Raw genomic sequence first — 16,137 nt, forward strand, 5'->3', positions numbered from 1 at the left:
CCGCCGTCGGGCACTGCCGGGAAATCTACTTCACGATCCCTTTGTCCTTGAGCCAAGCGGCTGCAGCGTCCTTGGGATTCTGCTTTTGGTTGCCGCTGACAGCGCGGTTGAGGTTGATGAGGTCGTCCGTGGTCAGGATCTTGGATACGTTGTTGAGGGCTTCCTTCGCCTTGTCCGTCATCTTGGCCATGTTGTACAGCGGGAGGACCTGCTGGGCCTTGAAGTTGTTCTTGGGATCATCCAGTACCACCAGGGCGTTGTCCTGGATGGACGGCGTGGTGGTGTAGATGTCGGCAACCTGGACGTCGTTGGAGAGCAGGGCCTGCAGCGTGAGGTTACCGCCGCCGTCGCTAAACGGCTTCAGGCCCTTGAGCACGCAGTTGTAGTTGGCCTTGAGCCCCGGGAACCCGTAGGCGCGGGTCTCAAACGTTGCCGGTGCTGCCATCGTGAAGTCCCCGCAGACCTTGGCGAGGTCGTCGATGGACTTGAGCTGGTACTTCTCCGCCGTGGCCTTTGTGACAACCATGGCGTCCTTGTCTTCAGCCTTGGCGGGGTCGAGCACTCCCAGGCCCTGTGGAAGCTTCCCGGGCAGCGCCTTGAAGACGTCATCGGCCGAGACCTGAGTGGCGTTAGCGTCCAGGTAGGACAGCAGGTTGCCGGAATAGTCGGGGGCGAGGTCGATCGAACCGTCCTGGACAGCCTTGAAGTAGATTTCGCGGGATCCGATATTGGGCTTGGTGGTAGCAGTGACGCCGGCGGCGTTTAGTGCTCCGGCGTAGATTTCGGCGATGACCTGGCTCTCGGGGAAATCTGCCGAGCCCACAGTGAGCGAGCCGCCGGCCCCGGAGGGAGCGTTGGTGGACGGGGTGGACAGCGGGCTGCCGCCACATGCGCTCAGCGCAAGTGCAATGCCGACTCCGGCCGCTAGGCCGCCGAGCCCGCGGCGGGTCAGGGTGACGGGTTGCTTCATGCGGTACCTCCTTGAACGGCAGCCCCTGCTGGTGCGGCGGCTGCGAGATCTCCGGCGGCCTTATGGCCGCCGTTGGAATCGATGGAAAGGCCGGGCGGGAGGAGGATCCTCTGCGCCATGGCCAGGATGAGGTCGACGGCGATTGCCAACGCCGCGATGAGCAGTGACCCGCCGAGCATGCGGGGGAAGTCCTGAAGGACCAATCCGTCAAAAAGATAACGCCCCAAGCCTCCCAGCGGAAGGTATGCCACCACGGAAACCGTTGCGATGACCTGGAGGACGGCCGTGCGGATGCCACCGAACATGACTTGGAGTCCGTTGGGCAGCTCTACACGGAACAAGATCTGGAGTTCCGTCATGCCCATGGCCCGCGCCCCATCAACCACCGTTGGATCCACGCTGGAAATCCCGGCGTAGGTCCCGGCCAGGAGTGGCGGCACCGTCAAGATGACCAAGGCCCAGACGGGAGGCATGAGTCCGCTTCCAGCCAACAGTGCAAAGAGGACAAGCAGTCCGAGCGTGGGGAGGGCCCGCAAAGCGCCAGCGAACGCCACGGCAACAACGCGTCCGTGTCCCGTGTGGCCGATGAAGAGACCCACCGGCACGGCGATGGCCGCGGCAATCACCAGGACCAGCCCGGAATACTGCAGGTGTTCCAGGAGCCTCGTGGCGATTCCGCCGCTTCCTGACCAGTGAGCCGGATCCGTGAGCCACGCGAGGGTGTCAACGAAGATATTGCTCATCGACCTGCCTCCGCATGGATCCCGGCGTCCCCGACGAACTGCGCCGATTCGCTGTCTGCTTTGCCATCTTGCTTGGCGGTGACCGCACCGGCCCGCGTCCAGGGTGTCAGCAGCTTCTCCAACAGGACCAAGAGCGTGTCCATGATGAGGGCCAGCAGCAGAATCGCGATGATGCCCACCACCACCTCGGTGATGAACGACCGCTGCAGGCCGTCGGTGAACAGCATGCCCAAGTTCCCGACCCCCAGGAGCGCGGCGACGCTCACGAGGGAGATATTGCTGACGGACACCACGCGCAGGCCCGCAAAAAGCACGGGTAAGGAAAGCGGAAGGTCGATCTGCAGGAAGCGTGCCGTGGGCTTGAATCCCATGGAGACTGCGGCCATGCGGAGGTCGTCGTCCACGGAATCGAAGGCGTCCATGGCAGCCCGCACCAGCAAGGCAACGGCATAGATGGTGAGGGCAACCACCACGTTGAGCGGATCCAGGATCCGGGTTCCCAAGATCGGCGGCAGAATGATGAAAAGCGCCAAGGAAGGAATGGTGTACAGCAAGGAACTTCCCGTGGTGACCACGGCCCTGAGGGCACGGTTCCGCCGGGCCAGTTGCCCCAAAGGCACAGCAATGAGCAGACCGAGAACCATGGGAATCAAAGCCAGGATAAGGTGCTCACCGGCCCGTTCGAAGACCATGCCGCTGTTTGCCAGGAACCATTCCATCAGGGGGCGTCCTCCCTGTTGTGCCGGGTCTCTTCGATGAGCGCCAGCACTTCATCGGCTTTGAGGACGCCGGCGAGCCTGCCGTCGTCGTCCACTACCACGCCAAGGCCCGAAGGCGAGGACAAAGCGGCATCCAACGCCCGGCGGAGCGTATCCCCGCGCCGGAACAAAGAACCCCCGGGAATCAACCCCGCGCCGTCACGCGGGGAGGCCCACCCTGTGGGCCGGGAGCCGGCGTCGAGCACCACTGCCCATTCGCTGTTTCCCGCAGCAAGGTGCGGCGCATCCACGGTCTTCACCGGATGCACCCGTACGGCGTCGGCGGCGTTGAATGCCAGGTGCCGGAATCCCCTGTCACGGCCCACGAACGAGGCCACGAAGTCATTGGCAGGTGCCCGAAGGATCTCTTCGGGCGCCGCGTATTGCGCCAGTTTGCCCCCGACGGCGAAAACGGCCACTTTGTCGCCGAGCACGGTGGCCTCGTCGATGTCGTGGGTGACGAAGACAATGGTCTTGGCCAGCTCGCGCTGAAGCCGGAGGAGTTCCTGCTGGAGTTCGTCGCGAACCACAGGGTCAACTGCACTGAAGGGCTCGTCCATGAGCAGTACCGGCGGATCCGCTGCGAGCGCGCGGGCTACCCCGACGCGCTGCTGCTGGCCGCCGGACAATTGGGATGGGTACCGCTTGCCGAGCACGGAAGCCAGCCCGACGACGTCGAGCAGCTCTTCCGCCCGCTTGCGGGCTGCCGCTCTGGAAACGCCGTTGAGCCGCGGAACGGTGGCAATGTTGTCCAGCACCGAACGGTGCGGCATGAGTCCCGAAGACTGCATGACGTAGCCCATGGTGCGGCGCAACTGGGCGGCCGGTTCGTTCGAAACATCCTTGCCGGCCACGGTGATGGTGCCAGATGTGGGCTCTACCATACGGTTGATCATCCGCAGGGACGTGGTCTTTCCGCAGCCCGAGGGTCCGACGAATACGGTGATGGCACCCTTGTCGATGGACATGCTCAATCCATCAACAGCGGGTTGCCCGCCCTGATACTGCTTGGTGACGCTCTGGAACTCAATCATGGCTTCAGCCATTCCCGGGCTTACCTAACTGTTGGGCTGCAATATCAACGATGGAAATCAGTCAACAGTGAACTGATGTTTCTACAGCCTAGCCAGCACCACCGACGATGTCAGCGCAGGCGCGAAGACCGTAATGAATCGGCAATGCTCAGGGCCTCGGGAGTTTTCCGTTGAGGGGCCGCTCACCGTGCAAACGGAGGCCGATATCCACCAACGACACTCGGTTCAGTCCGGGCACCTTGCCCAACGGCACCCAGGCCGCGTGGGTGGTGCTGCCGTCTATCTCGTGTGTCAATTCGCCGCCCGTGATGCTTGCCTCGTAGACCAGCCGGATTGCCTGGAAATCACGGTCAGATCCGTCCAGCCGCTCCTCACCCGGCCAGTGGCCGACGTCGATGCCGAGCATCGCCCCGATATCAGCGTCGTACCCTGTTTCTTCCTGGACCTCGCGGCGGCAACCGTCCACGGGATGCTCACCCAAGTCCAGGCCTCCGCCGGGAAGGGTCCAGCCTTCTTTGCCGTCTTGCTTCCAATAGGCGAGAAGGATTGCTCCGTCACGAATGACCACTCCGTACGCGGCCGGGCGGGTGTCGAACTGGATGCTCATGGAGCCAGCCTAGGCCTAAGCTGGAAGGAACATTGTTCAGCACATGGAGTTGTATCGTGACCAACTTGGAAACGGCCCCGTCGCAGGAAGTCTGCCCGGCCGGACATCCCGGCCAAGGACCCTTTGTCCAGCTCTGGCCGGCCCGCGAGGTTCCCCTGGGCGGCGTGCGGGCCATGAATGTTTCCCGCACCCTCCCCCAGCGCGGTATGCCAACGGTAGGAGCCTGGTGCTTCCTGGACAGCTTTGGCCCGGACCGCATCGCGATGAGCGTCCTCCCCCATCCGCACACGGGCTTGCAAACAGTCACGTGGCCGCTCCAAGGCGAGGTGCGGCACCGCGACAGCGTCGGCAGCGACGTCGTGGTGCGCCCCGGGCAGTTGAACATCATGACCGCCGGCCGCGGCATCTCGCATTCCGAGTTCGGCGTACTGCCAGCAGGACTTCATGCCGACGCGCCCGACGGCGGCGCCCTCCTGCCGCTGTCCCGGGGCCTGCAGTTGTGGGTTGCTTTGCCCGACGCCGTAAGGCACCGCGCGCCGTCGTTCCAGCAGATCGTCGACCTGCCGGTGGTTGCTGCGGACGGTTTCAGGGCCACCGTGCTCGTCGGAGAATTCGCCGGGCATCGCTCTCCCGCCATCATGTATAGCCCGATTGTCGGCGTCGAAATCTCAGCCTCGGGCCCCATCGAGCTGCCGCTGAACCCCGAATTCGAGCATGCGGTCCTGGTCCTGGACGGCTCTGCCGTGATCGACGGCCAAGAAGTAGACCCCGGCCCCTTGGCCTTCCTCGGCATGGGTCGGGAATCGCTCCGCCTCGACGCAGCTCCTGGAACCCGCTTCATGCTTCTGGGCGGTGAACCCTTCGAAGAGGACATCCTGATGTGGTGGAACTTCGTGGGCCGGACGCACGAGGAAGTGGAGCAGGCCCGGGAAGATTGGGAAGCCCAGGCGCTCCTGAACGACGAGGACGCCCGCACCGCGCGATTCGGCTGGATCAATGGCCACGGGCCCGACGCCGGAGCTGAAGCCGGGCGTATCCCCGCACCGCCCATGCCGGGGGTCCAGCTCAAGCCGAGGACCCGGAACAGGGCTACCGACTAAGGGTCGCGACACCCAAAAGGCTTGGCGACTACCAGAAAGACTGGCGATACCGGTATTCGCGTGTCGCCAGTCTTTGTCCGTGTCGCCCAGAAGGTACCGCGTCGCCAGTCTTTCTCCGTGTCCGGCTAGGGCAGCTCCGCAACAATCCGCAGCACACCGAAAACCGGTTCCTGGTCCAGGACCCGCACATCGGTGATTCCGTGCGCGGCCAGTCCTGCCCGGAAAGCGGACTGCAAGGGCTCCACGTTCATGCCGAGCCCGCCACCCAGAATCACCGGTCCCGGCAGGCCAAGCTGGCGAACGGCTTGCGCCGCCAGCTCTGCGAGATCCCGGCCTGCCTGGTCCAGCAGCTGGCGGCTGATCTCGAGCCCTTCGCGCGCGGTCTCCACCACGGCGTTTGCGCGCTGGGCCCAGTACCGCCGGTCGGTGTCATCAGAGTGGAACAGTGCGATGAGATTGTTGGGGTCGTCCACCCCGCAGGATTCCAAGAGAGCCGCTGTAAGGCCATCGGGTTCCAGCCCTTTATTCATCCGGCGAAGGCTGTGACGCACCGCCTCCCGGCCCAGCCAGTAACCGCTGCCCTCATCGCCCAGGAGAAAGCCCCAGCCGCCGGCACGCGCTTCTTCCCCTTCGGAGTTCTTTCCCCACGCCGCGGATCCAGTTCCGGCGATGACAGCCACTCCCGTGCTGGCCCCGCCTGCAGCCAATAGCAGGCGGGAATCGTGGACCACCGTGACCTGTGCGCCTGGGACATGGGGTTCGATCAAATCGGCGAGGGCGCGGGCATCGGCATCGGTGTCAATTCCGCCTGCACCGGCAAGGACGCGGTCCACGTCGCCGCCACCGATCATGGCGAAGAGCTCGGCGAGATTCCTGGCAGCCGTCTCCCGGCTGACGTTCTGCACGTTGGAGCTGCCCGTGCTTTCGTCGCGGACCGGCTTGCCGCCCTCGAACCGGACACCGCGGGTCTTCGTGCCACCGATGTCGAGCCCGATGACCGTTGCCGGGGCGGCGCCGTTACCTTGCGCCCGCTCCCGGGCGGTGCCCTGAGCGGTGCCCGGGACCAATCCGTCGTCGGGCCGGGGGGTCGTGTTCTCTGCAGTCTCCACGTCCAAAAGCCTAGCGCGGGCGCAATGGGTGGTCCTATTGGGTTCCGGATCGCGCATTGGTTCCTGATCGGGCTTTGACGAGTCCTGCGAGCAGTCCCGGTCCTTCGGAAAGCACCAGTTCGCGGAAAAGCCTTACGGGGTCCGGTTCCTTGCGCCGTTCACGCCAGGCAATCCCTATCTCCCGGTATGCGAACTCCGAGTCGAGCGCTACTTCCACCCAGCCGAGGTCCGTGGAATCCAGGACCCCTTGAGGTCCCGGCCCTAGTCCCCCTGGCGGCAGGATGCTGTAGCCCAATCCAGCGGACACGAGCCCACGGATGGTGTGCGAGTCCTGGCTTTCGAAAGCGACCCTCGGGCGAAAGCCCGCATCCCGGAAGATCGCGTCGGTCAGCGAGCGCAGGCCGAAGCCTGGCCCCATGGAAACGAACGGCTCGTGCTTGAGCTCGGCGAGCCGCACGCTGGGCCGCTGGGCCACCGGATGGCGGTGGTGGACCACCAGCCGCAACGGCTCGCGGTACAGGGCCGTCGAGCCGAGGTTCCTGCCCGGGGCCGCTACGGGTGCCGTCAAGGCGAAGTCGGCGTCACCGGCAATGAGTGATTCAAGGCACCCGGCACGCGCTCCTTGGCTGAGTTCGAAAGCCGTGGAGGGATGCCGGCTCCGGAACGCGCTCATGAGCAGCGGCAACGTGTCCTCGCCGAAAGTGTGCTGGAAGGTCACCGCGATTCGACCGCGGACAACATCGGATTCGTGCCGGACCACGTCCAGGCCAGCCTGGAATTCCGCGAGCGCCGCCTCGATGTAGGGAAGCAGGGTCTTCGCGGCCGGGGTCAGGCGGACGCCGCGGCCTTCACGGACCAGGAGTTCGGTCCCGACGACGGCGCTTGCCCGGGCCAGCGCCCGGCTCACCGTCGATTGGGGTACTCCGAGCAGCTCGGCCGTCTCGGTGACATGTTCTGTCCGGCCAAGCTCAGCCAGCAGTGGCAGCAACGGCAGAAGCTGGACCAATTGCTTGTGTTCAATGTCCATTCCGGCCTCTCCTCAGATTGCCTATTTTCAAAATCATCCAGACCCGCTATCAATTCTAATGAAATCATGCATTGGAATCATCACTTCGGGTCGCCCTACTGTGGAAGCGTGAGTACAAGCGCAGCATTCAAGAGCCCCGTCGAGTCCAATTGGGAAGGCCACCTGAAGGGCTCAACTGCGTACCGCAGGATCCTCGCCGGCCTGGCCCTCGCGGGCGTGGCCACCTTCGCGCAGCTGTACTCCACCCAAGCCGTCTTGCCACTCATGGCGAACGAGCTGCACATCACGGCGGCAGAGGCGGCGCTCACCATCTCCTTGGCCACGGTAGGCCTCGCGGCAACGGTGTTGCCCTGGTCCTTCGTTGCCGACAAGATCGGCCGCGTGCGTGCCATGGCCATCGGAATCGCGGCAGCCACCGTCTTGGGCCTGCTCGTCCCCCTGGCCCCCACCTTCCCCCTTGTGCTCGCTTTGAGGGCGCTGGAGGGCATGGCCCTCGGCGGTATTCCGGCGATCGCCATCGCGTACTTGAATGAAGAAGTCAACAAGGTGCACACCGCGCTGGCCGCTGGCAGCTACGTGGCCGGCACCACCCTCGGCGGACTTGCCGGCCGCTTGCTCGCGGGTCCCATCGGTGAATTGTGGGGTTGGCGAGCCGCCGCTTTCGCAGTCTCCATCCTTGCGACAGCGTCGGCCGTCCTGTTCTTGCTGCTGGTCCCGAAGCCGCGCCGCTTCACCCCAAGTTCGGCTGGAGGTTTCCGCGGGGCCATGAAGACGCTGGCAGGCCATTCTTCCAACCCACGGCTGCTGGCACTCTATGTTCAAGCGTTCCTGTTGATGGGTGGCTTCGTGGCCGTCTACAACTACCTCGGATTCCGCCTCCATGCCGCGCCCTTCGGGCTGCCCGCCACCGTCGTCAGCCTGATTTTCCTGGCCTATTTGTCCGGAACCGTGAGCTCCCGCTGGGGAGCCGGCTTGTCCATGCGCTTCGGCCGCCGCACGGTCATGCTCGCCGGGATAGCGACCATGACGGCCGGCCTTGGACTCACCCTGTGGGACAACATCGCCGCGATTCTGGTGGGCTTGGTGGTCTTCACCGGCGGCTTCTTCGCAGCGCACAGCATCGGAGCAGGCTGGACCGGGACCATCGCGACGAGCGGCCGCGCGCAAGCTGCGTCGTTGTACAACCTCTCCTACTACCTGGGTTCCAGCATTATTGGCTGGGCCGGAGGACTCGCCTTCCAGGCTTTCGGCTGGACCGCACTCGCCTGGACGGTCATCGCGCTGGGGTGCACGACGGCGGTGATCACCGCCGTCGTGCACCGATCCCCTGCGCGCCAGGTCGCCGTCGTCGGCTCCTCTGTGTGACCGTGCGTGCGCCGCACGGCGCGGCAGATCGGCCCCAGGATGGAGCTACCTTCAGGCTGCCCGTTTCGGTTCGGACGCCGGAGGGATCTCCGCGCTGGCCCGTCCCGGAAGCGTGGGTTCCGCCAACAGGGTGCGCGCATGGAGCACGTCCCCGATGAACCAGTCGTAGACCAGCACACCGATCACTCCGCCGACGAGGGGGCCGACGATCGGGATCCAGAAATACCAGCTGAACGCTCCGTCAACGGTGCCCGGCATCGCCGTCTGCCCCCATCCGGCGAGCCACGCAAACAGCCGTGGTCCGAAGTCGCGGGCAGGGTTGATGGCGTATCCGGCGTTCGCGCCCACGGACATGCCGATCGCCGCCACGGCCAGCCCGATCATGAACGGGCCCAGGTTTGACTGCACGGCCGTGTTGCGCATGTCGATGATGGCCACGACGAACAAGACGAGGAAAGCCGTGCCAACAATCTGGTCGAGCAACGGACCCACGGGATTTCCGTTGAAGTACGGTGCCGGGAAGGTGGCGAAAATGGAGTAGGTCGCCAGCCCCTTTGGATCCGCGCGCCCGGTGCCGACAGCCTTGTTATAGGCGTCGATGGCATCGTGATAGAGCAGGTACACCAGCGCGGCGCCGGCGAAAGCCCCCACAACCTGGGCAGCGATGTACGGGCCTACCTTTTTCCACGGAAACTTCCGCCGGACCGCGAAAGCCACCGTCACGGCCGGATTGATGTGCGCACCGCTGACCCCACCGCCGACGTAGATTGCCATCATTACCGCTATGGCCCATCCCCATGTGATCAACAGCCAGTCGCCCGCGGCCATGAAGATCGTGGTCGACGTCGCGGCCCGTCCCGAGCCGGGCAAGGCGGCAACCGCCATAGCCACCACCCCGTCGCCGAAGGCGATCAGCACAAATGTGCCGAGGAACTCGGCAAGGAGCTCACCCCAAGTACCACCCAGTTGCTTGAGGCCGCTTCCTTTGCGGACTGCATTCCTTAGTGGACTGACATCACTCATTCCGAGTGCCTCCTTGAGTCATCTGATTCACCTTTGGAAATTGACAACCCCAGTAAGTTCATGGTATGTCGAACGGACCGCGGTAACTAGTCGATTGCCTTAGGTAACCAAGACTCAAATCAGCTCCGGGACGGGCTAACGGGTGGACTCGATGGCCTGGACCAGGTCGTCGATGATGTCGGCGGGATCTTCCAGTCCGATGGAAAGCCTGAGCATGCGCGCCTGGGGCTTGGCCTCCGGGGCCACCGGACGGTGGGTCAATCCGGCGGGGTGTTGGATCAGCGTGTCGATGCCACCCAGCGACACTGCGTGGGTGATGAGGCGGACCGCGCCGGGAATGCGCTCCGCATGCTCGGCCGATTCGAGGTCGAAAGAGATCAATGAGCCCGGACCGCCCATCTGTGTACCCACCAAGTGCAGCGGATCGCACTCAGGAAGCCCCGGGTAGTACACCTTGGCGACGAGTTCGTGACCCGCGAGCGCTGCCGCGATCTTGTGGGCGTGGTCCTGCTGGGCTCGCACCCGGATCGGAAGGGTCGCCAGGCCCCGGTGCAACAGATAGGCGGGCCACGGAGTCAGGATGCCCCCGGTCACGGCGCGGACCCGGCGCAGCCGCGTGGCCCACTCCGCACTTGTTGCCACCACGCCGCCCATCGCATCGCCGTGGCCGCCCAGGAATTTCGTGGCGCTGTGGAGCACCATCGCGACGCCGTGCTTGAGTGGCTGCTGGAGGATCGGCGTGGCGAAAGTATTGTCCACGAGAACCGGAACGTCTCCGGCGTCGGACACCAGGCGGGTGAGGTCCACCAGATCCAGGCTCGGGTTCGCCGGGGTTTCCACCACCACCAGGCCGGTGTCCGGACGAAGGGCATCCCGTACGCCGTCGGCCTTGACGAAGGTGACCTGGTTGCCAAGCAGGCCGCTGGCCAGGACGTGGTCCGTGCCGCCGTAGAGGGGCCGCACCGCAACCACGTGCGTCTTGCCTTCTGATTGGGCGGCGAGCAGCACGGCGCTGAACGCGGCCATACCCGAGGCAAAACCGACAGATTGTGCAGCTCCTTCGAGCGCCGCTACGCCGTCTTCGAACCTCGCTACCGTAGGATTCCAGAGACGCTGGTACACGGTGCTTTGACCTTCGAGGGGCACGCCGCCCGTGGCCATCTGCTCGTAGGCGAGACCGCCGTCGTGAACAGAAGGCAAAGGCGCAGTGGTTGAAAGGTCGATGGGAACGGCGTGTACGCCCTGTTCCGTGAGTCCTGCCCGGCCCGCGTGGACTGCGAGTGTATCGATGGCTGTCACTGCTCTCCTTGAATTATTCACCGTTGAATTCGGTAAGTATCTGGCAATAATTCGGAGATTTACAGTGCTAATGAATGGATTGAGCGGAAACTGGCACCTATGATGAATAGAAAGCACTTTCAGGAGGATCCGTGAGCACCACCCCGAAGAACGTTCGGCCCGTCGGCATCAGCGAGCCCTTGGATGCGATCGACGAACGCATCCTCGCAGCTTTGGTTGACGATGCCCGGATCTCCAACAAGCAGCTGGCCGAACTGGTTGGAATCGCTCCGTCAACGGCACTCATGCGCACGCGGTCGCTCTCCGAACGCGGCATCATCGAGGGTTTCGAAGCTGTCCTCAGCCTCCCGGCAATCGGCCGATCGGTCCAGGCCTTGATCGCCGTGCGCCTGCGCGCGCATGACCGCGACCAGATTGACCGCTTCACGGCCCGGGTTCCCGCCCTGCCTGCAGTTATTTCCACGTTCCACACTTCGGGCTCCGTGGACTACTTGCTGCATATCGCGGTAGCCAACACCGACGACCTTCGCGACTGGGTCCTGGACAATCTCGCCACGGACCCCGTGGTGGGCCATACCGAGACCACTTTGGTCTTTGCCCATATCCAGGGGAACCACGGGCCGCTGCCGGAATAGCGGTGGCTTCTGCCGGTTCCACCCGGCTCAGTAGCGCGGCTCGAGGCCCGAATGTGAAGCCCCCAGGGCGTCGCGGCGCAAATCACCGAGTTCCTGCCGGCGCCTGAACGCCGCCCGCTGCGCAGACTGGTCCACCGGCGGAATGTAGCGCCTGCGCTCGGCCCACGAAATCAGATTGGCTCCGATTCCGGCGGCTGCCGACTCAAGCATGGAGGGCCGGCGGTAAGTGCCGCATGATGCGGTGGCAGTGCTCATGACTCTTTCCCTTCGGTGGCTGCTACGTGCGACTTCGCGTCGCGGGATTTCTTGTCTCCGGCCCAAGCCGGGACGCCCAGGATCGGGAATGCATTGAAATGGATCTGCACGGGGCGGGCATCGTCCGCCTCGGGTTCGCTCCTGATTTCCTCTAGAAGCTTGCGGGCGAAGGCCTCCATGGAGCGGGCGTAGCGGCCGAGCTGCTCAGCTGACATCCGGGCGTTGGCGGTGTTGACGATGGCGGCGTCGAGCCAATCTTCGTCCAAGGAGTCCATGCCGTGTGCCATGAAGTCGGCGAGGACAGCCTGCCTGCTGCGTTCGAATTCGCGGGTGACTAGTCGCGATGCCTCCTGCGTTGCCGGCGAATGTGCCAGCTCGGGCGAAGTGATTTGGATGGCTCCCCTGGGCCGCTCCCACCACCGCTCCCGCGCCGTCCCCTTGCCTTGGACCTCGTGGACGAAGTCGAACTTGGCAAGCTGCCGCAGGTGGTAGCTCGTAGCACCACTGGATTCATCCAGGAGTTCGGCCAGGCTGCAGGCCGTCTGTGGCCCATAACGGGACAGCATCTCAAGGATTTGAACGCGCAGGGGGTGCGCGAGCGCTTTGAGGGATGCCGTATCGACCTTGCGGACGGGGAATTCCTGCTCTTGAAGCTTGTCCATGCCGGAAACGCTACTCTTGCAAAGAAACCTTTGCAAGCATTTCTTTGCAAATCAATCTTTGCGAACTTGGGCTTGCCGAATGAATCGCCGGTCAGCCCTTCCGGAGCACCCTACGGAGCGACAGGACAGCGAGCACCGCGGCCGCCAGCCCGCACACCACGGTGAAATAGCCGGCAGCGGCGCCGAGTCCGATCACCGAGGCAGCCAGGCCCAGTCCGATGACCGGCACTGCACTGCCAAGGTAGGTGATGACGTAGACGGTGCTGATGATCTGGGCATGCCGGGACGCTTCCACCTTGCTGGCAACGTCGTTGAACACCAGCCGGAAGGCGATCCCCTGGCCAACCCCGGCGGACAGGCTCGCTGCCACCAGCAGCACCGGACTGGACAGGGATGCCGCCGCGCCGACCAACACAATGGAAACCCCCAGGACGGCCAGTCCAGCGGGGACGGCGAACCGGCCGCGGACGGTCAGCAGTTGGCTGAGCGCGGACGCTCCGAGCGTCAGCCCGGCGAGCAGCCCCGTCATGGGGCGGGAATCGGCGTGCACGACGACGGCGAAGTAGCCGGGCGCGAGCGAGAGGCAGAATCCGAACACGGCAAAGCTGAGGAATCCCACGCTTGAGGCCAGCCAAAACGCTCCCCTGGCTTCCCGCGATACTGAGGGCCGTCGTGGGGCGAGCACCGTGTAGGGACGCGGACCTTCGGCCGGCCGAATCGCCGGGCGTGCCTTGAGAAGCCACAGCGGGACCAGCAAAAGGAGCAGGAGGGCGGCGTGGATGAGGAACGGCGTTGAGGTGGCACCCGGGAGCAGCGAAAGCAGTCCGCCGATGGCAGGACCGGCGGCCACCCCTCCGGAGGAAGACAGCAAGGTGAAGCGGGAAGCCCACTCAGGCCGGGACGGAAGCAATTCACGCAAAGCCGCCGAGCTCGCTCCGGTGGCAAGGCCGACGGCGACGCCCTGGAGCATCCGGCCGGCCGAGAGCATCAGGAGGTTGTCCGCGTTGGCGAAAACCAGGCCACCCGCCAAGCCCACGAAGACAGCCAGCACCAGCGCGGCACGCCTGCCGATATGGTCCGACCAGTGGCCTGCGAGCATCAGCACAGCCACCAATGCCAGGACGTAGCTTGCAAAGGCAATTGTCACGCCGAGCGAGGTAATTCCCAGTTCCGCCTGAAGCAGCGGATACAGCGGACTCGCCAGGTTGGCACCGACCAGCAGTGTGAACATGACGGCGCCGGCCAGGACCAGCCGTGCCGTGGTGGAAGCATCCCAGCCCCAGTGCCCGGCGGTGGCCTGGCGCATGCGGAGTTCGCTAAAGACAGTCATTTCCGTGCCTTTGCCTCAGCGGGCATCACGGAACCTGGCCTTGTGGGCCGGGACTGTACGGCCCAAAATATTGATGGCAATAGGATTTCGCAAGTCTGCCAGATAGATCAGATGTCCATGAAAGAATTGATCATAACAGTCAAAATTGACGTCCATCGATGACCAAAAATGAGCCGGAGTGATGATTTGAACACCCTCGATCCGACGGACCTGAAGATCCTGCTGGAGTTGATCCGTGATCCCAGGGTCCAGATCGGCGAACTCAGCGATTCCCTGGGGATTGCGCGCAACACCGCCCAATCGAGGATGCGCCGCCTGGTCCGCTCGGGCGTACTGAACGACGGCGGCCGCGAGGTCGACCTCGAAAAGGTGGGGTACGACGTCGTCGGCTTCGTGACGTTGGAGGTGACCCACCGGGAACTCGACGGCGTGATCGGAGCACTGCGCCGCATCCCCCAGGTCCTTGAGGTGCATGAAATTTCCGGGCGGGGCGATCTCCTGTGCCGGGTGGTGGCCACCGACACGCACAACCTGCAAACCGCACTTCGCTCCATCCTCCGAGTCAAAGGCGTCATCCGCACGGAAACGGTCCTTGCCCTGCACACCCATATCCCCTACCGGACAGAGCCGCTCATCGGCAGGCTCGTGGACGCCGCCGGGACGGCCGGCGCCACGAAACGGGTCAAAGCGCAGGTTTCCACTGATTCGCCAGTCAGGGAAGCCGACTAGGATTCCAGAATGGATTGGCTCTCTTCTCTTCCGCACCTCAACTGGCTGGCCATACTCCTGGCGTTCGTTTCCAGCATGGTCATCGGATTTGTCTGGTACATGCCGGCGGTCCTCGGCAGACGATGGATGCAGGCCATTGGCAAGACCGAGGAAGACCTCAAGAAGATCGACGGCGGCGCAGGAATCTGGATCCCCATGATGGTGGCCGCAGCACTCACGAGCATCCTGTTGGCCGTGCTTATCGGCAAGCTGGGCGTGCATGGAAGCCTGGCCGGCGGTTTCTTTGCGCTAGTGATTGCGGTCGTCTTCCGCGTCGGCGGCCACGTCATCCACAACGGTTTCGCGGGCAGGCCGTCCGCCGTGACCCTCATCGATTCCGGCCATGACATCGTGGCCATGACTGTCGCCGGGTCGATCATCGGGGCGTTGCAGTAGCGGGAGGAGAATAACCTCGTGACCATCATTGACAATGCCGTCTACGTCAACGGTATACGGACCGCCACTCCGGAAAGCCTTGAGCAAAGCGTCGAAACACTGGCCGCCCACGGCGGAATGGTGTGGATTGGACTTTACCGGCCGGACGAGACGGAAATGGCGTCAGTCGCAGCCGAGTTCGGCCTCCACTTGCTCGCCGTCGAGGACGCCGTCAACGCCCACCAGCGTCCCAAACTGGAACGCTACGACAACAACCTCTTCACAGTCCTCCGGCCCGCGCGATACCTAGACGCTACGGAGACCGTGGAGTTCGGCGAGCTTCACATCTTCACTGGGAAGAACTTCGTAGTCACGGTCCGGCACGCGGAGACACCCGGGGTGGCCCAGGTCCGTCGATATCTGGAACAACAACCGGAGCTGCTGCGCCATGGTCCCGAAGCCATCCTGTACGCATTGTTGGACCAAGTGGTGGACGACTACGGCCCCGTGATTTCCGGGCTGGAAAACGACATCGACGAGATCGAGGACCAGCTCTTCGGCGGCGATCCTTCGGTTTCCCGGCGTATCTATGAACTCGCCCGCGAGGTCATCCAATTCCAGCGCGCAATCAGCCCGCTCCCGGACATGATGGAGTCCCTCAAGCGCGGGTTCGTGAAATACGGGGTCGACATCGAACTGCAGCGCAATCTGCGCGACGTGGAGGACCATGTCCAACAAGTCATTTCCCGCGCCAGCGGGTTCCGCGACCTGCTCCAAAACGCCCTGACCCTCGATGGGATCCTGACCGCGAACCGGCAAAACGAGGCGAGCGCAGCGCAAAACGAACAAACCAAGAAGATCTCTTCGTGGGCTGCAATCTTCTTCGCGCCGGCCTTCGTTACCGGGCTCTACGGCATGAACTTCGAAGTCATGCCCGAGCTCCATTGGCTCTACGGCTATCCCATGGCGCTCGGGCTGATGGTTGGCGGGTCCTTGCTCATGTATGTCATCTTCAAGCGGAAGAACTGGCTCTAGTGCTCCCTGCCTCGGCTGGGCGGCGCCTTGATGCGTCCGCTC

18 protein-coding genes are annotated in these 16,137 nt (G+C 64.0%); 6 read left to right on the plus strand and 12 right to left on the minus strand.

Going from position 1 to position 16,137, the window contains the following annotated elements; translation table 11 throughout:
• Positions 1-25: 25 nt before the first annotated feature.
• The 5 genes from NFJ07_RS05065 to NFJ07_RS05085 all read right to left on the minus strand — a co-directional run bounded on the left by NFJ07_RS05065 (position 26) and on the right by NFJ07_RS05085 (position 4,112).
• Positions 26-970 carry an ABC transporter substrate-binding protein gene (locus tag NFJ07_RS05065; protein WP_269992945.1) on the minus strand — a complete coding sequence of 315 codons (945 nt, stop codon included), beginning with the start codon at positions 968-970 and terminating at the stop codon, positions 26-28.
• Positions 967-1,713: an ABC transporter permease gene (locus NFJ07_RS05070; RefSeq protein WP_234748423.1), complete on the minus strand. Its 747-nt coding sequence runs from the start codon at positions 1,711-1,713 to the stop codon at positions 967-969. The genes NFJ07_RS05065 and NFJ07_RS05070 overlap by 4 nt, the downstream gene beginning before the upstream one ends.
• On the minus strand, positions 1,710-2,432 hold the full coding sequence (locus NFJ07_RS05075) for an ABC transporter permease (protein ID WP_269992948.1): 723 nt from the start codon (positions 2,430-2,432) through the stop codon (positions 1,710-1,712). Before NFJ07_RS05075 ends, NFJ07_RS05070 begins: the two co-directional genes overlap by 4 nt.
• Entirely contained in the window at positions 2,432-3,517 is a 1,086-nt protein-coding gene (locus NFJ07_RS05080; protein WP_269992950.1) for an ABC transporter ATP-binding protein, read from the minus strand. Before NFJ07_RS05080 ends, NFJ07_RS05075 begins: the two co-directional genes overlap by 1 nt.
• A 136-nt stretch (positions 3,518-3,653) precedes the next feature.
• Positions 3,654-4,112 (minus strand): NUDIX hydrolase, encoded by a 459-nt coding sequence (locus tag NFJ07_RS05085; protein WP_269992952.1) that lies wholly within the window; start codon positions 4,110-4,112, stop codon positions 3,654-3,656.
• Between the two features lie 56 nt (positions 4,113-4,168).
• Here NFJ07_RS05085 and NFJ07_RS05090 point away from each other — a divergent pair, with 56 nt between their 5' ends.
• Positions 4,169-5,212 (plus strand): pirin family protein, encoded by a 1,044-nt coding sequence (locus tag NFJ07_RS05090; RefSeq protein WP_269992953.1) that lies wholly within the window; start codon positions 4,169-4,171, stop codon positions 5,210-5,212.
• 125 nt (positions 5,213-5,337) lie between these two features.
• On the opposite strand, the gene NFJ07_RS05095 is transcribed toward NFJ07_RS05090, so the two are convergent.
• The gene (locus NFJ07_RS05095; RefSeq protein ID WP_442865297.1) at positions 5,338-6,207 is read right to left on the minus strand and encodes an N-acetylglucosamine kinase; all 870 of its coding nucleotides are present in this window, start codon (positions 6,205-6,207) and stop codon (positions 5,338-5,340) included.
• A 148-nt stretch (positions 6,208-6,355) separates the two neighbouring features.
• A complete protein-coding gene (locus NFJ07_RS05100) occupies positions 6,356-7,348 on the minus strand; it encodes a LysR substrate-binding domain-containing protein (protein WP_269992956.1) in 993 nt (330 codons plus the stop codon).
• Positions 7,349-7,414: 66 nt separating this feature from the next.
• Between NFJ07_RS05100 and NFJ07_RS05105 the strand changes: the two genes are divergently transcribed.
• Complete coding sequence (locus tag NFJ07_RS05105; protein WP_442865289.1) at positions 7,415-8,713, plus strand: MFS transporter; 1,299 nt, start codon at positions 7,415-7,417, stop codon at positions 8,711-8,713.
• A gap of 51 nt (positions 8,714-8,764) precedes the next feature.
• Here the strand turns inward: NFJ07_RS05105 and NFJ07_RS05110 are convergent, their stop codons facing one another.
• Positions 8,765-9,736, minus strand: a complete 972-nt coding sequence (locus NFJ07_RS05110; RefSeq protein WP_269992958.1) for an MIP/aquaporin family protein — start codon at positions 9,734-9,736, stop codon at positions 8,765-8,767.
• Positions 9,737-9,871: 135 nt separating this feature from the next.
• The gene (locus NFJ07_RS05115) at positions 9,872-11,035 is read right to left on the minus strand and encodes a trans-sulfuration enzyme family protein (protein ID WP_269992959.1); all 1,164 of its coding nucleotides are present in this window, start codon (positions 11,033-11,035) and stop codon (positions 9,872-9,874) included.
• Positions 11,036-11,166: 131 nt separating this feature from the next.
• On the opposite strand from NFJ07_RS05115, the gene NFJ07_RS05120 reads away from it, so the two are divergent.
• On the plus strand, positions 11,167-11,670 hold the full coding sequence (locus NFJ07_RS05120; RefSeq protein ID WP_078108298.1) for an Lrp/AsnC family transcriptional regulator: 504 nt from the start codon (positions 11,167-11,169) through the stop codon (positions 11,668-11,670).
• Between the two features lie 27 nt (positions 11,671-11,697).
• Here NFJ07_RS05120 and NFJ07_RS05125 read toward each other — a convergent pair whose 3' ends face one another.
• From NFJ07_RS05125 to NFJ07_RS05135, 3 genes are all read right to left on the minus strand, one after another.
• Complete coding sequence (locus NFJ07_RS05125) at positions 11,698-11,925, minus strand: 2-nitropropane dioxygenase (RefSeq protein WP_269992960.1); 228 nt, start codon at positions 11,923-11,925, stop codon at positions 11,698-11,700.
• Complete coding sequence (locus NFJ07_RS05130) at positions 11,922-12,587, minus strand: ArsR/SmtB family transcription factor (protein ID WP_269992962.1); 666 nt, start codon at positions 12,585-12,587, stop codon at positions 11,922-11,924. Before NFJ07_RS05130 ends, NFJ07_RS05125 begins: the two co-directional genes overlap by 4 nt.
• A 91-nt stretch (positions 12,588-12,678) precedes the next feature.
• The gene (locus tag NFJ07_RS05135) at positions 12,679-13,917 is read right to left on the minus strand and encodes an MFS transporter (protein WP_269992964.1); all 1,239 of its coding nucleotides are present in this window, start codon (positions 13,915-13,917) and stop codon (positions 12,679-12,681) included.
• 168 nt (positions 13,918-14,085) lie between these two features.
• Between NFJ07_RS05135 and NFJ07_RS05140 the strand changes: the two genes are divergently transcribed.
• Genes NFJ07_RS05140 through corA form a run of 3 tightly spaced genes read left to right on the plus strand, consistent with a single transcriptional unit; the run spans position 14,086 to position 16,095 of the window.
• Positions 14,086-14,646: an Lrp/AsnC family transcriptional regulator gene (locus NFJ07_RS05140; RefSeq protein WP_269992965.1), complete on the plus strand. Its 561-nt coding sequence runs from the start codon at positions 14,086-14,088 to the stop codon at positions 14,644-14,646.
• A 9-nt stretch (positions 14,647-14,655) separates the two neighbouring features.
• Positions 14,656-15,081, plus strand: a complete 426-nt coding sequence (locus NFJ07_RS05145) for a DUF1761 domain-containing protein (protein ID WP_269992967.1) — start codon at positions 14,656-14,658, stop codon at positions 15,079-15,081.
• An 18-nt stretch (positions 15,082-15,099) separates the two neighbouring features.
• Positions 15,100-16,095 carry a magnesium/cobalt transporter CorA gene (corA, locus tag NFJ07_RS05150; RefSeq protein ID WP_269992968.1) on the plus strand — a complete coding sequence of 332 codons (996 nt, stop codon included), beginning with the start codon at positions 15,100-15,102 and terminating at the stop codon, positions 16,093-16,095.
• Positions 16,096-16,137: the final 42 nt, after the last annotated feature.

Origin of the sequence: Arthrobacter sp. B2a2-09 (assembly GCF_027587375.1) — a bacterium.
Taxonomy (GTDB): Bacteria; Actinomycetota; Actinomycetes; order Actinomycetales; family Micrococcaceae; genus Arthrobacter.

What these genes read in the sequence shown, in the direction of transcription:
- NFJ07_RS05080 (WP_269992950.1), bottom strand. Translation starts at nt 3,517, where the DNA reads ATGGCTGAAGCCATGATTGAGTTCCAGAGCGTCACCAAGCAGTATCAG.
- NFJ07_RS05070 (WP_234748423.1), bottom strand. Translation starts at nt 1,713, where the DNA reads ATGAGCAATATCTTCGTTGACACCCTCGCGTGGCTCACGGATCCGGCT.
- NFJ07_RS05075 (WP_269992948.1), bottom strand. Translation starts at nt 2,432, where the DNA reads ATGGAATGGTTCCTGGCAAACAGCGGCATGGTCTTCGAACGGGCCGGT.
- NFJ07_RS05110 (WP_269992958.1), bottom strand. Translation starts at nt 9,736, where the DNA reads ATGAGTGATGTCAGTCCACTAAGGAATGCAGTCCGCAAAGGAAGCGGC.
- NFJ07_RS05065 (WP_269992945.1), bottom strand. Translation starts at nt 970, where the DNA reads ATGAAGCAACCCGTCACCCTGACCCGCCGCGGGCTCGGCGGCCTAGCG.
- NFJ07_RS05125 (WP_269992960.1), bottom strand. Translation starts at nt 11,925, where the DNA reads ATGAGCACTGCCACCGCATCATGCGGCACTTACCGCCGGCCCTCCATG.
- NFJ07_RS05140 (WP_269992965.1), top strand. Translation starts at nt 14,086, where the DNA reads ATGAGCCGGAGTGATGATTTGAACACCCTCGATCCGACGGACCTGAAG.
- NFJ07_RS05145 (WP_269992967.1), top strand. Translation starts at nt 14,656, where the DNA reads ATGGATTGGCTCTCTTCTCTTCCGCACCTCAACTGGCTGGCCATACTC.
- NFJ07_RS05100 (WP_269992956.1), bottom strand. Translation starts at nt 7,348, where the DNA reads ATGGACATTGAACACAAGCAATTGGTCCAGCTTCTGCCGTTGCTGCCA.
- NFJ07_RS05085 (WP_269992952.1), bottom strand. Translation starts at nt 4,112, where the DNA reads ATGAGCATCCAGTTCGACACCCGCCCGGCCGCGTACGGAGTGGTCATT.
- NFJ07_RS05105 (WP_442865289.1), top strand. Translation starts at nt 7,415, where the DNA reads ATGCATTGGAATCATCACTTCGGGTCGCCCTACTGTGGAAGCGTGAGT.
- NFJ07_RS05130 (WP_269992962.1), bottom strand. Translation starts at nt 12,587, where the DNA reads ATGGACAAGCTTCAAGAGCAGGAATTCCCCGTCCGCAAGGTCGATACG.
- NFJ07_RS05135 (WP_269992964.1), bottom strand. Translation starts at nt 13,917, where the DNA reads ATGACTGTCTTTAGCGAACTCCGCATGCGCCAGGCCACCGCCGGGCAC.